At 66.5% G+C, this 11,526-nt stretch carries 17 protein-coding genes; 5 read left to right on the top strand and 12 right to left on the bottom strand.

Features of this window, described 5'->3' with window-relative positions:
• On the bottom strand, positions 1-679 hold a 679-nt coding region (locus tag JOZ00_RS08755), incomplete at its 3' end, for an SDR family NAD(P)-dependent oxidoreductase (protein WP_293342559.1).
• Between the two features lie 96 nt (positions 680-775).
• On the opposite strand from JOZ00_RS08755, the gene JOZ00_RS08750 reads away from it, so the two are divergent.
• Genes JOZ00_RS08750 through JOZ00_RS08740 form a run of 3 tightly spaced genes read left to right on the top strand, consistent with a single transcriptional unit; the run spans position 776 to position 3,580 of the window.
• Positions 776-1,732 carry a class I SAM-dependent methyltransferase gene (locus tag JOZ00_RS08750; protein ID WP_293342556.1) on the top strand — a complete coding sequence of 319 codons (957 nt, stop codon included), beginning with the start codon at positions 776-778 and terminating at the stop codon, positions 1,730-1,732.
• Positions 1,733-1,743: 11 nt separating this feature from the next.
• Positions 1,744-2,655 carry a class I SAM-dependent methyltransferase gene (locus JOZ00_RS08745; RefSeq protein ID WP_293342553.1) on the top strand — a complete coding sequence of 304 codons (912 nt, stop codon included), beginning with the start codon at positions 1,744-1,746 and terminating at the stop codon, positions 2,653-2,655.
• A 10-nt stretch (positions 2,656-2,665) separates the two neighbouring features.
• Positions 2,666-3,580 (top strand): class I SAM-dependent methyltransferase, encoded by a 915-nt coding sequence (locus tag JOZ00_RS08740; RefSeq protein ID WP_293342550.1) that lies wholly within the window; start codon positions 2,666-2,668, stop codon positions 3,578-3,580.
• A gap of 8 nt (positions 3,581-3,588) precedes the next feature.
• On the opposite strand, the gene sppA is transcribed toward JOZ00_RS08740, so the two are convergent.
• Positions 3,589-5,364 carry a signal peptide peptidase SppA gene (sppA, locus tag JOZ00_RS08735; RefSeq protein WP_293342547.1) on the bottom strand — a complete coding sequence of 592 codons (1,776 nt, stop codon included), beginning with the start codon at positions 5,362-5,364 and terminating at the stop codon, positions 3,589-3,591.
• A gap of 39 nt (positions 5,365-5,403) precedes the next feature.
• On the opposite strand from sppA, the gene JOZ00_RS08730 reads away from it, so the two are divergent.
• Positions 5,404-6,330: an LLM class flavin-dependent oxidoreductase gene (locus JOZ00_RS08730; protein ID WP_293342544.1), complete on the top strand. Its 927-nt coding sequence runs from the start codon at positions 5,404-5,406 to the stop codon at positions 6,328-6,330.
• Here the strand turns inward: JOZ00_RS08730 and rplO are convergent, their stop codons facing one another.
• The 10 genes from rplO to rplN form a co-directional block, all read right to left on the bottom strand.
• Complete coding sequence (gene rplO, locus JOZ00_RS08725; protein ID WP_293342541.1) at positions 6,331-6,771, bottom strand: 50S ribosomal protein L15; 441 nt, start codon at positions 6,769-6,771, stop codon at positions 6,331-6,333.
• Positions 6,768-6,950: a 50S ribosomal protein L30 gene (gene rpmD / locus JOZ00_RS08720; RefSeq protein WP_267731966.1), complete on the bottom strand. Its 183-nt coding sequence runs from the start codon at positions 6,948-6,950 to the stop codon at positions 6,768-6,770. The genes rplO and rpmD overlap by 4 nt, the downstream gene beginning before the upstream one ends.
• On the bottom strand, positions 6,947-7,645 hold the full coding sequence (gene rpsE / locus JOZ00_RS08715; RefSeq protein WP_293342536.1) for a 30S ribosomal protein S5: 699 nt from the start codon (positions 7,643-7,645) through the stop codon (positions 6,947-6,949). Before rpsE ends, rpmD begins: the two co-directional genes overlap by 4 nt.
• A gap of 37 nt (positions 7,646-7,682) precedes the next feature.
• Positions 7,683-8,051 carry a 50S ribosomal protein L18 gene (rplR, locus tag JOZ00_RS08710; protein WP_293342562.1) on the bottom strand — a complete coding sequence of 123 codons (369 nt, stop codon included), beginning with the start codon at positions 8,049-8,051 and terminating at the stop codon, positions 7,683-7,685.
• 41 nt (positions 8,052-8,092) lie between these two features.
• Positions 8,093-8,632, bottom strand: a complete 540-nt coding sequence (gene rplF / locus JOZ00_RS08705; protein ID WP_293342533.1) for a 50S ribosomal protein L6 — start codon at positions 8,630-8,632, stop codon at positions 8,093-8,095.
• A gap of 11 nt (positions 8,633-8,643) precedes the next feature.
• Positions 8,644-9,042: a 30S ribosomal protein S8 gene (gene rpsH / locus JOZ00_RS08700; RefSeq protein ID WP_293342530.1), complete on the bottom strand. Its 399-nt coding sequence runs from the start codon at positions 9,040-9,042 to the stop codon at positions 8,644-8,646.
• Between the two features lie 138 nt (positions 9,043-9,180).
• Complete coding sequence (locus JOZ00_RS08695) at positions 9,181-9,366, bottom strand: type Z 30S ribosomal protein S14 (RefSeq protein WP_293342528.1); 186 nt, start codon at positions 9,364-9,366, stop codon at positions 9,181-9,183.
• A gap of 4 nt (positions 9,367-9,370) precedes the next feature.
• The gene (rplE, locus tag JOZ00_RS08690; protein ID WP_293342526.1) at positions 9,371-9,943 is read right to left on the bottom strand and encodes a 50S ribosomal protein L5; all 573 of its coding nucleotides are present in this window, start codon (positions 9,941-9,943) and stop codon (positions 9,371-9,373) included.
• A 1-nt stretch (position 9,944) separates the two neighbouring features.
• Positions 9,945-10,262, bottom strand: a complete 318-nt coding sequence (rplX, locus tag JOZ00_RS08685) for a 50S ribosomal protein L24 (RefSeq protein WP_293342524.1) — start codon at positions 10,260-10,262, stop codon at positions 9,945-9,947.
• Positions 10,263-10,631 carry a 50S ribosomal protein L14 gene (rplN, locus tag JOZ00_RS08680; RefSeq protein WP_003403649.1) on the bottom strand — a complete coding sequence of 123 codons (369 nt, stop codon included), beginning with the start codon at positions 10,629-10,631 and terminating at the stop codon, positions 10,263-10,265.
• A gap of 315 nt (positions 10,632-10,946) precedes the next feature.
• Here rplN and JOZ00_RS08675 point away from each other — a divergent pair, with 315 nt between their 5' ends.
• Positions 10,947-11,276 carry a hypothetical protein gene (locus JOZ00_RS08675; protein ID WP_293342521.1) on the top strand — a complete coding sequence of 110 codons (330 nt, stop codon included), beginning with the start codon at positions 10,947-10,949 and terminating at the stop codon, positions 11,274-11,276.
• Positions 11,277-11,526 lie beyond the last annotated feature (250 nt).

Here is an 11,526-nt window from a genome sequence, read left to right as displayed (position 1 = left end):
ATCGATCGCCGCCCAGGGCCGCGATGATGCCTTCGGCCACTTCGTCGGCGGGCACCTTGGGCCCCTGGTAGAGCGGTTCCTCGCTGCCCGGTTGGTCCCAGATCTCGGTGTCGACCGGTCCCGGCTCGATCAGCTTCACCGAGATTCCGGTGCCGTGCAGGTCGACGGCCATTGCCTCGCTCCAGCCGCACAGCGCGAATTTGCTTGCACAGTAGGCGGTTTCGTGAATGATTCCGAGCCGGCCGCCGACGCTCGACACGTTGACGATCATGCCCGATCCGCGCTGAATCATCCGCGGCAGCAGCGCCAGCGTCATCCGCATCGGCGCGAAGAAATTCACCCGCATGACGCCCTCGACGTCGTCGGGGTCCAGCTCGGTGACCACCCGCCGCTTCGGGATCGCGGCGTTGTTGATCAGCACGTCGATTCCGCCGAGCGCATCCCAGGCGGCCAGCGCCAGCGCGGCCGCTGCCGTCGTGTCGGCCAGGTCGACCACCCACATCGCCGATCCCGGCGAGCTTTGCCGGCAGTCGGCCAGCACCTCGGCCAGCCGGTCGCGACGGCGGGCGACGAGTCCCACCACCGCCCTCTGCGCGGCCAGCTGTCGCGCCAGGGCGGCGCCCAGTCCCGAGGAAGCGCCCGTGACGAGCACCCGTTTACCCGCCGCCGCGTACGCCATCAGACAAGGTTGCCGCTAATCGCGGGAAGGGTACAGTGGTAGAAGCTTGTTATATTGGCTAAATATTAGCTTAACTACCTCCGATAGGAGCAAAACATGACTTCAACCAGGTACGAAGGGGATTCCTGGGACCTGGCGTCCAGCGTCGGCGCGACCGCGACGATGGTGGCCGCGGCCCGCGCGATGGCGACCCGCGCCGACAATCCGCTGATCAACGACCCGTTCGCCGAACCGCTGGTCCGCGCCGTCGGTGTCGACCTGCTGGCCCGGCTGGCCAGCGGCGAGTTGGACCCGGCCGAACTGAACGACGTCCACGACGGCGCCACCGGCTCGGCCGGAGCGATGTCGCGGATGTCGGACAACATGGCGGCCCGCACCAAGTTCTTCGACGAGTTCTTCCTGGACGCGACGAACGCCGGCATCAAGCAGGTGGTCATTCTGGCGTCGGGCCTGGATGCCCGCGCCTACCGGTTGCAGTGGGCGGCCGGCACCGTCGTCTACGAGGTCGACCAGCCGCAGGTCATCGAATTCAAGACCCGCACGCTGGAAGAGCTGGGCGCCGCACCGACCACTGAGCGACGGGTGGTCGCCGTCGACCTGCGCGACGACTGGCCGACCGCGCTGCGCGCCGCCGGATTCGACCCGTCGCAGCCCTCGGCGTGGAGCGCCGAAGGCCTGCTCGGCTACCTGCCGCCCGAGGCGCAGGACCGCCTGCTGGACACCATCACCGAGCTCAGCGCTGCCGACAGCCGGCTCGCCACCGAAAGCGCGCCCAACCCGCAGCCCGGTGAACAGGAGGAGCTCAAAGAGCGCATGCAGGTCATCTCCGAGCGCTGGCGTGCGCACGGTTTCGACCTCGACATGGCGGGGCTCGTCTACTTCGGTGACCGCAACGAGGCCGAGTCCTACCTGAGCGATCGTGGCTGGGCACTGACCAGCATCACCATCTCAGACCTGTTCAAGGTCAACGGACTTCCGCCGCTCGATGACGACGGCATGCGCATGGGCGAGATGCTCTACACCAGCGGTACTCTGCGCAAGAACGCGAAATAGGAGACCTGTCGATGACTACCGATTCGGGCCGCACCGAGGGTGACAGCTGGGATCTGGCGTCCAGCGTGGGCGCGACGGCCACCATGGTCGCCGCGGCCCGCGCAATGGCGTCACAGGGACCGAACCCGTTGATCAACGATCCGCTGGCCGATCCCCTGGTGCGCGCGGTCGGGCTGGACCCGTTCGTTCGCATCATCGACGGGGAGCTCGATTTCGACGACGACCCGATGCTGAACCGCAAGACCAGGACCGAGCAGATGGCGGTCCGGACCATGTTCTTCGACGACTTCTTCCTCGATGCCGCCAAAGCCGGTGTGCAGCAAGCGGTCATCCTGGCCTCCGGCCTCGACACCAGGGCTTACCGATTGCAGTGGCCGGCGGGGACCGTTGTCTACGAGGTCGACCAGCCGCAGGTCATCGCGTTCAAGACCAACACACTGGCCGACCTCGGCGCCGCTCCGACCGCCGAGCGCCGCGCGGTGGCCATCGACCTGCGCGATGACTGGCCTACGGCCTTGCGGCAGAGCGGATTCGACGTCACGCAGCCGAGCGCGTGGAGCGCGGAAGGGCTGCTGCCGTATCTGCCTCCCGAGGCTCAGGACCGGTTGTTCGACAACATCGCCGCACTGTCCGCGCTGGGCAGTCGGCTGGCCACCGAACACGTGCCCGACCCGAATGCGTTCACCGAGGAGCGCGTGCAACGCATCACCGAGCGTTGGCAGCGCGCGGGCTTCGACCTCAACGCGGCCGACCTCTTTTATAAGGGTGAGCGCAGCGTCGTCGTCGACTATCTGACCAACCACGGTTGGCGGGTGACGGCCCATCCCGTCAAAGAACTGTATGCGCGCAACGGTTTCGAGTTCCCCGAGGCCGAAATGGCGGCGTTCGGCGACCTGCACTACGTCTCAGCGACGCTCGGATAGGGGTCGGCTTATGCCACGCACTCACGACGACGAGTGGGATCTGGCGTCCAGCGTGGGCGCGACCGCCACGATGGTCGCTACCGGGCGCGCCATGGCGACGAAGGATCCGCGCGGCCTGATCAACGATCCGTTCGCCGAGCCACTGGTGCGCGCGGTGGGGATCGACCTCTTCACCAAGATGATGGACGGCGAACTCGACTTCAGCACGATCGAGAACGCCTCACCCATGCGCATGCAGGCGTTGATCGACGGAATGGCCGTGCGCACCAAGTACTTCGACGACTACTTCCTCAATGCCGTGCGCGGCGGGGTGCGCCAAGCGGTGATCCTCGCCTCGGGTTTGGACTCACGCGCCTACCGGTTGCCGTGGCCATCGGACGCGGTTGTCTACGAGATCGACCAACCGCGGGTGATCGAGTTCAAGACAACCACTTTGGCCGACGTCGGTGCCGAACCGACGACGACCCGGCGCACCGTTCCCATCGATCTGCGCGCCGACTGGCCGACCGCGCTGAAGGAAGCCGGACTGGACACCACGGCGCCGACGGCGTGGCTGGCCGAAGGCCTGCTGATCTATCTGCCGCCTGACGCCCAGGACCGGTTGTTCGACAACATCACTGCGCTGAGCGTGCCCGGCAGCACGATCGCCACCGAATTCGTGCCCGGCATCGTTGATTTCGACGCCGAGCGGGTGCGCGAGATATCGGGGCAATTCGCCGAGCACGGTGTCGACATCGACATGGCCTCGCTGGTGTATTCCGGCGAACGCAACCATGTCGTCGATTACCTGTCGACCAAGGGCTGGGCCGTCGAAGGCGTGACCCGCACGGAACTGTTTGAGCGCCAAGGCCTCGAACTGCCCTCCCCGGAGAACGACGACCCGCTCGGCGAAATCATCTTCATCAGCGGCAGTCTCGCGGGCTAGCGGGCGCTTTAGAACCGGGTTTTGCCCACCCACAGCGCGTTGGCACCGCTGCACGTCTGCTCGACGTTGTCCAGGATGCCGGCGACGGTCCGGCCAAGCAGGGCGCCCAGCGCGTCCGGCAACGAGGCGGCGGCCGGCTGCGACGAGGCTTGCGGCCGCACCATGTCCAGCAGCGAGGAGTGCGGATAGCTGACGATGCGGACCTCGTCGTCCTCGTCCAGGCCGATCAGCACCTTCGCGCGGCGCACCGCGGCGCGGAAGCCGCCGAGTTCGTCGACCAGGCCGCGCTCATGGGCATCGGCGCCGGTCCAAATACGGCCGCGGGCAACGATATCCACGGCATCGGTGGTCAAATTGCGTGCCGCCGCGACCCTTTCGACGAAGTCGTTGTAGAACAAGTCCGCCTCGGCCTCCCGATGGGCCTGCTGTTCCGGCGTGAACGGCGCCTCGATCGACCAGGCGTCGGCATTGGCGTTGGTACGCACGGTGTCTGACGCGACGCCCAGCCGGCCCATCAGGTCGCGAATCACCAGCTTTCCGGTGATCACGCCGATCGAACCGGTGATCGTCGCCGGGTTGGCCAAGATCGCGTCGGCGGCCATCGCGGCGTAGTAGCCACCGGAGGCGGCCACCGAGCCCATGGACGCGACCACCGGCTTGCCGCGATCGCGCGCCCGTGCCACCTCGCGCCAAATGGTTTCCGACGCGGTGATCGCGCCGCCTGGGCTGTCGACCCGCACGACGATCGCGGACACCGAGTCGTCGGCGGCCGCCGCCCGCAACGCCGCCGCGATGGTGTCACCGCCGGACGTGGGAGTGCCGATCGGCAGGAACTGCGGGCCGCCGCGACCGTCGACGATCATGCCGTCGACCGTGACCACCGCCAGCGTCGGCTTGGACCGGCGACCGGGAACCGACGGCACGGGTGGCGCCAGGCGTTGCCGGGACGACCCCGCGTAGCGCGCCAAGTAGAGTCGCGGCGGCGCGTCTTCTTCCGAATCGCTCTCGGCGCCAACCAGTTCCGCGATCCGCGCATACGCCTCGTCGCGGAATCCGATCCGGTCGAGCAGGCCGGAAGCGACGGCGTCATCGCGCAGCAGCGGGGCGCGGTCGGCCAACTCGTCGAGCGCGCCCGCGTCCACCTTGCGCGCCTGGGCGATCCCCTGCCACACCTGCTCTTGCAGGCTTTCCAGCATCCGGGTGACGGCCTCGCGGTGGGCCTCGGTGAAGCCGTACTCGGTGAAACGGCTTACGGCGGACTTGTATTCGCCGCGCGCGACGAATTGGGCTTCGATCCCCGCCTTGTCGAGCGCGTCACGAAGGAAGGTCGCATTGCTCGCGAAGCCGATCAGCCCGACGGTTCCGGACGGCTGCATCCAGACCTCGCTGAACGCCGAAGCCAGGTAGTAGGACATGGTGCCCGGGTAGGTCTCGGCCCAGGCCACCGCGGGCTTGACGGCGCTGAAGGCGGCGATCGCCTCGCGTAGCTCCTGTACCGCCGCCGGCGACGAGGCCGAAAGTTGCACACGGGCGATCAGCCCGGCGATCCTCGGGTCCTCGATGGCGCGGTAGATGGCGGCGACCATGTCGCGCAGGGCGATTCCGCGGCCACCTCCGGTGATAATCGCCAGCGGATCGAATCCGGTGGTCTCCGGCGGCATTGAGCGCAGGTCCAATTCGAGCACGCAGCCGTTGGGTACGCCGTGATGGCGGGCGGTGTCGACGCGGCCGGCCAGCGCGCGGATCTCGTCTACTCCGGGGAGCGAAGGCAAAAAGGCGAACATGCTCTGCAGCGTACCGATCGGGCGCCGTAGGGTGGTCCCGTGAGGTTTTCGATCGCCATCCCTCAGTTCGACTACGACGGTTTTGACGCCGCCGGCCTGCGCTCATATCTGGCACGCGCCGAGGAACTCGGGTTCGAAGGGGCCTGGACGCTCGAGCAAACCATCGGCCGGGGGCCCATCCTGGCCCCGCTGGAGCTGCTGTCCTGGTGCGCGGCCTGCACCGAGCGGCTGCGTCTGGGCGTGGCGGTCCTGGTGACGTCGCTGCACGAGCCGCTGCAACTGGCCTCGGCGGTGGCCACGGTCGACCGGATCAGCCACGGGCGGCTGGATATCGGCGTCGCTCCCGGCGGTGGCGCGCGCAACTTCGCCGCCTTCGGTGTGGAGAAGGACACCTTCATCTCGTATTTCACCGAGGGCCTCGGACTGATGAAGGCGGCCTGGTCCGACGAGCCCAAGGTGACGTTCCACGGGCGGTTCCGCGACGTCGACGGCCTGCCCTTCTCGCCCAAGCCGGTGCAACGGCCGCACCCGCCGATCTGGTTCGGCGGGCAGGCCCCCAAGGCCTTGGCCAGAGCCGTGCGCCACGGCGACGCGTTCATGGGTGCGGGCTCGTCCACCACCGAATCCTTCACGGGCGTCGTGCCCATCCTGCGCCGCGAACTCGCCGAGCAGAACAAGGATCCGGCGCATTTCCGCATCGGGAAGCGCGTCTACCTGATAATCGACGACGACGCCGCCAAGGCCCGCGAGCGGGTGCTCGAAGGGTTGCGGCGCATCTACGGCAAGATGCCGGGCGTCGAGGACGTGCCGGTCTCCGGCACACCCGAGGACGTCGCCCGCGGACTGCGCGAGGTGATCGACGCCGGCGCCCAGACGCTGCTGCTCAATCCCGTCGGTTACGACGTCGCGGAAAACCGCGAGCAGATGGAACGCCTTGCCGCGGAAGTGATTCCGCAGCTGAGCTGATCACAGCTCGGTGGCGCTGCCCCCGGCCGCGGTGATCTTCTCGCGCGCGCTGCCGCTGAACTTGTGCGCGGACAGGTCGACCTTGACCGTCAGCTTGCCGTCGCCGAGAACCTTGACCAAGGAGTTCTTGCGAACCGCGCCCTTGGCCACCAGTTCGTCCACGCCGACCGAACCGCCCTGCGGGAACAGCCGATTGATGTCGCCGACGTTGACGATCTCGTACTCGGTGCGGAACCGGTTCTTGAAGCCCTTGAGCTTGGGCAGCCGCATGTGAATCGGCATCTGCCCACCCTCGAAGGTGGCCGGCACGTTCTTGCGCGCCTTGGTGCCCTTGGTACCGCGGCCGGCGGTCTTGCCCTTCGAGCCCTCACCGCGACCGACGCGGGTACGGGCCGTCTTCGACCCGCGCGCGGGCTTGAGATCGTGCAGCTTGATGGTCATTTGGTCTCCTCCACCTCAACCAGGTGGCTCACCACCGCGATCAGGCCGCGGGTCTGTGGGTTGTCCTCACGGACCACCGACTGGCGAATCTTTCGCAGCCCCAGGGTGCGCAGGGACTCGCGCTGCTTCCAGCGCGCCCCGATGATGCCGCGCACCTGGGTGATCTTCAGTTGGCTCATGGCTGTGTTCCTTGGGTCGCCTCGCGTGCCGCCGCGGCACTGGCCAGCGCGTCGCTTTCGCGGCGCGCGCGCAGCATCCCGGCCGGGGCGACGTCTTCGATCGGCAGACCGCGACGAGCGGCCACCTCCTCCGGACGCTGCAGGAGCTTGAGCGCGGCCACGGTCGCGTGCACCACGTTGATCGCGTTGTCACTACCCAAGGACTTGGCCAGAACGTCGTGCACCCCGGCGCATTCCAGCACCGCACGGACCGCGCCACCGGCGATCACACCGGTACCCGGGCTCGCGGGACGCAACAACACGACGCCCGCGGCGGCTTCGCCCTGCACCGGGTGCGTGACGGTGCCACCGATCAATGGGACGCGGAAGAAGCTTTTGCGCGCTTCCTCGACACCCTTGGCGATCGCGGCCGGGACTTCCTTGGCCTTGCCGTAGCCGACGCCGACCATGCCGTTGCCGTCACCCACGATGACCAGGGCGGTGAAGCTGAATCGCCTACCACCCTTGACCACCTTGGAGACGCGGTTGATGGCGACGACCCGTTCCAGGTAGTTGCTCTTGTCGCCGTCGCGGTCGCGGCCACCGCGCCCGCCACCGCGGTCGTCGCGCCTTCCCCGGCTGTCGCGGTCACCGCGCGAGTCGCGGTTGTCGCGGCTGTTTTGGGCGCTTTGGCTACCGGCCGACTGCTCCGCCATTATGCGGTCCTTCCAGTCTTCTTCACGTTCTCAGTCATCAGAATTGCAATCCGTTCTCGCGTGCGGCATCGGCCAGCGCCGCGATCCGTCCGCCGTAGGTGTAGCCACCGCGGTCGAATACCACGCTGTCGATGCCGGCGGCCTTGGCGCGCTCGGCGATCAGCTGGCCCACCCGCACGCTGCGTGCTTTCTTGTCACCATCCAGACCGCGGACGTCGCCCTCGATCGACGACGCGGCGGCCACCGTGGTCCCGTTCTCGTCGTTGACCAGTTGCACGTGAATGTGCCGCGCAGACCGGTTGATCACCAGCCGCGGACGCTGCGAAGTGCCCGAGATCTTCTTGCGCAGGCGTGCGTGCCTGCGCAGTCGCGAAACTCGGCGAGTCGCGGATACGTTCTGCCCCACCGGTTTCCGCTCGGCGGTGTCAGCTTTTGCTTGCGCCATGACTACTTACCTGTCTTTCCGACCTTGCGGCGGATCTGCTCACCCTCGTAACGCACGCCCTTGCCCTTGTAGGGGTCGGGACGGCGAAGACGGCGGATGTTCGCCGAGATCTGGCCGACCTTCTGCTTGTCGATCCCGGTGATGGTGAACTTCGTCGGCGACTGCACCGCGAAGGTGATGCCGTCCGGCGCCTCGATCACCACGGGGTGGCTGTAGCCCAGCGCGAACTCCAGGTTGGAACCCTTGAGCTGCACGCGGTAGCCGACCCCGAAGATCTCCATCTTGGTGGTGTAGCCCTGGGTCACGCCGGTGACCAGGTTGGACACCAGGGTGCGCGACAGTCCGTGCAGCGAGCGGTTGCGCCGCTCGTCGTTGGGACGGGCGACCACGATCGCCCCATCGTCGTTGCGGGACACAGTGATCGGCTCGGCCACCGTCAGGTCCAGGGCGCCCTTGGGCCCCTTCACCGAGACCTTCTGGCCGTCGATCGTCACGTCGACACCAGAGGGAATCTGGACCGGCTGCTTACCAATTCGAGACATGATCTATCCCCTCACCACACGTACGCGAGGACTTCGCCGCCCACGCCCTGTCTGGCTGCCTGACGGTCGGTCAGCAGGCCCGAGGAGGTCGAGATGATCGCCACGCCCAGGCCGCCGAGCACGCGCGGCAGATTGGTCGATTTCGCGTACACCCGAAGGCCTGGCTTGGACACCCGGCGCAGGCCGGCGATGCTGCGCTCCCGGCTCGGCCCGTACTTGAGCTGAACGATCAGCGACTTGCCCACCCGAGCGTCTTCGGTCCGGTAATCGCTGATGTAGCCCTCGCTCTTGAGGATCTGAGCGATGTTCGCCTTGAGCTTGGAGTGTGGCAACGCCACCTCATCGTGATACGCCGAGTTGGCGTTGCGCAGACGTGTCAAGAAGTCTGCGATCGGGTCCGTCATCGTCATCGAGCGCCACTCCTCTTCATCGCTGCGCTCTGCATCGTCGTTGTCGCAGTCATGACAGTGTCTGTCACCTTCCTCGCGGTGGTTCCCGGTACGGGCCTGCCGCGCGCCTGTTTTGGGTTGGTCGTGGGGTCCGAGCTGTTACCAGCTGCTCTTCTGCACGCCGGGCAGTTCGCCCGCGTGCGCCATTTCGCGTAGGCAGATCCGGCACAGGCCGAATTTGCGGTAGACCGCACGGGGGCGGCCGCACTTGTTGCAGCGGGTGTAGCCACGAACCCCGAACTTGGGCTTGCGCGCTGCCTTGTTGACGAGTGCCTTCTTAGCCATGTACTCAGTTCTCCTTGAACGGAAAGCCGAGGGCCCGCAACAGCGCTCGTCCCTCGTCGTCGTTCGTCGCCGAGGTGACGACGTTGATGTCCATGCCGCGGACCCGGTCGATCTTGTCCACGTCGATCTCGTGGAACACCGACTGCTCGGCCAGGCCGAAGGTGTAGTTGCCGACACCGTCGAACTGCTTGGGCGAAAGCCCGCGGAAGTCGCGGATACGCGGCAGCGCAATCGAGGTGAGGCGGTCGAGGAACTCCCACATCCGGTCGCCGCGCAGGGTGACCCGGGCGCCGATCGGCATGCCTTCACGCAACTTGAACTGCGCGATGGACTTCCGTGCCCGGCGAATCTCAGGCCGCTGTCCGGTGATCAGCGAAAGGTCGCTGACGGCGCCGTTGATCAACTTGGCGTCCCGCGCCGCGTCGCCGATGCCCATGTTGACGACGACCTTCGTCACGCCCGGAATCTGCATGACGTTGGCGTAGCCGAACTGCTCCTGCAACGAGGCTCGAATCTCGTTGCGGTAGCGCTCTTTCAGGCGCGGCTGAGCTTTAACATTAGCCTCTGCTGTGGTCATGCTAGATGTCCTTGCCATTGCGCTTGGAGATACGGACCCGCTTGCCGGTCTCGTCGTCAACCCGGTAACCGACGCGGGTGGGCTTGCCATCCGAGTCGACGACCATCACGTTGGAGGCGTCGATCGGCGCTTCCTGGGTGACGATCCCGCCCGACTGGGCGCCGCGCTGATTGGTCGAAACCGCGGTGTGCTTCTTGATCGCGTTGACACCCTGGACCAGCACCCGGTTGCGCTCCGGGTAAACCTTGAGCACCTTTCCTTTGGCGCCCTTGTCCTTGCCTGCGATCACCAGGACGGTGTCGTCCTTCTTGATCTTCATCTACAAAACCTCCGGGGCCAGCGAGATGATCTTCATGAAGCGCTTTTCGCGCAGCTCGCGGCCGACCGGCCCGAAGATGCGCGTCCCGCGCGGGTCGTTGTCGGGCTTGATGATCACCGCGGCGTTCTCATCGAACTTGATATAGCTGCCGTCGGGACGACGGCGCTCCTTGACCGTGCGCACCACGACGGCCTTGACGACGTCGCCACGCTTGACGTTGCCGCCGGGAATGGCGTCCTTGACGGTGGCGACGATGACGTCACCGATGCCGGCGTAGCGTCGCGACGAACCGCCGAGCACACGGATGCACAAGATCTCCTTGGCGCCGGTGTTGTCGGCGACCTTCAGCCGCGATTCCTGCTGAATCACTCGATCTCCTGACCTGGTTGCATGTGCACGGCAGGGCCCTGTCCGATGAGCATTCGGCGAGCATGACCCACCAAAAAACCTGACGTGCGCGGTCTTGTAAAGCGGTAGTCACCTAATGGCACGCGGGGCCGATCAGCACATGCACCGGCCGAGGTCTGCCCAAGGCAACCCCTAGAGTCTAGGTGACGACCTGCTCAGAGCCAAATTCGTCTAGAAGGGCGGCGGATCGGTTCGAGAGAGTCCCACGCACATGTCATAGCTCCTACACAGGCGCCGGGTGGTTTTGTGGATTTCTCAAGGGGAAGCCATTAGGGCATGAACACTGACAAGCAAACAAAACCATGGCTTCGCCTGTGCATCGGCGCGCTGGCGGCCGGCGGCGTCGCCTTGTCCACACTGGGGCTGACCTCGGGCGTTGCCAACGCAGCGCCGTTCGCGCCCACGTATCACCACCATTGGTGCCCCGGCGACAACTGGGATCAGGGTTGGGGCGCCTACCCGAACTGGAACAACTGCCGTGACTGGGACGATTACGGCGGCCCTGCCGGATACGGGCCGCCCGGATATGGCGGCTATGAACCCGGTTACGGGCCCGGATATGGTCCCGGTTATGGCCCACCCCCTCCTCCGGGTTGGGGACGCTAGTCCGAGTAATCGCCGAATCTCGGGCCCATTTCCACTGATGTAAATGCAATGAATTGCGGTGCCGGGGGTGTAGCCATCATGGCTACACCCCCGGCAGCCGCTAGTGCCAGTTAGGGTCCCAGTGGCCGTTGTGCCAGTGGCCCTGGTCGTGGGCTTCCCCGTCGAACCAGTGGTCGTCGTGGCAACGGCCGGCGTCCCAGTTGCCGCCCCAACCCGGGTCCCACCACTGCCCGGGGCACCAGTGATACCG

It is taken from the genome of Mycobacterium sp., assembly GCF_019243155.1.
Taxonomy (GTDB): domain Bacteria; phylum Actinomycetota; class Actinomycetes; order Mycobacteriales; family Mycobacteriaceae; genus Mycobacterium.
The sequence above is the reverse complement of the archived record's forward strand: the minus strand, read 5'-3'. Positions and strand labels throughout refer to the sequence as shown.

Excerpts from the sequence above, each read along its gene's own strand:
- JOZ00_RS08750 (WP_293342556.1), top strand. The coding sequence starts at position 776 with ATGACTTCAACCAGGTACGAAGGGGATTCCTGGGACCTGGCGTCCAGC.
- JOZ00_RS08745 (WP_293342553.1), top strand. The coding sequence starts at position 1,744 with ATGACTACCGATTCGGGCCGCACCGAGGGTGACAGCTGGGATCTGGCG.
- JOZ00_RS08740 (WP_293342550.1), top strand. The coding sequence starts at position 2,666 with ATGCCACGCACTCACGACGACGAGTGGGATCTGGCGTCCAGCGTGGGC.
- sppA (WP_293342547.1), bottom strand. The coding sequence starts at position 5,364 with ATGTTCGCCTTTTTGCCTTCGCTCCCCGGAGTAGACGAGATCCGCGCG.
- rplO (WP_293342541.1), bottom strand. The coding sequence starts at position 6,771 with ATGACCATCAAGCTGCACGATCTCAAGCCCGCGCGCGGGTCGAAGACG.
- rpmD (WP_267731966.1), bottom strand. The coding sequence starts at position 6,950 with ATGAGCCAACTGAAGATCACCCAGGTGCGCGGCATCATCGGGGCGCGC.
- rpsE (WP_293342536.1), bottom strand. The coding sequence starts at position 7,645 with ATGGCGGAGCAGTCGGCCGGTAGCCAAAGCGCCCAAAACAGCCGCGAC.
- rplF (WP_293342533.1), bottom strand. The coding sequence starts at position 8,632 with ATGTCTCGAATTGGTAAGCAGCCGGTCCAGATTCCCTCTGGTGTCGAC.
- rpsH (WP_293342530.1), bottom strand. The coding sequence starts at position 9,042 with ATGACGATGACGGACCCGATCGCAGACTTCTTGACACGTCTGCGCAAC.
- JOZ00_RS08695 (WP_293342528.1), bottom strand. The coding sequence starts at position 9,366 with ATGGCTAAGAAGGCACTCGTCAACAAGGCAGCGCGCAAGCCCAAGTTC.
- rplE (WP_293342526.1), bottom strand. The coding sequence starts at position 9,943 with ATGACCACAGCAGAGGCTAATGTTAAAGCTCAGCCGCGCCTGAAAGAG.
- rplX (WP_293342524.1), bottom strand. The coding sequence starts at position 10,262 with ATGAAGATCAAGAAGGACGACACCGTCCTGGTGATCGCAGGCAAGGAC.
- JOZ00_RS08675 (WP_293342521.1), top strand. The coding sequence starts at position 10,947 with ATGAACACTGACAAGCAAACAAAACCATGGCTTCGCCTGTGCATCGGC.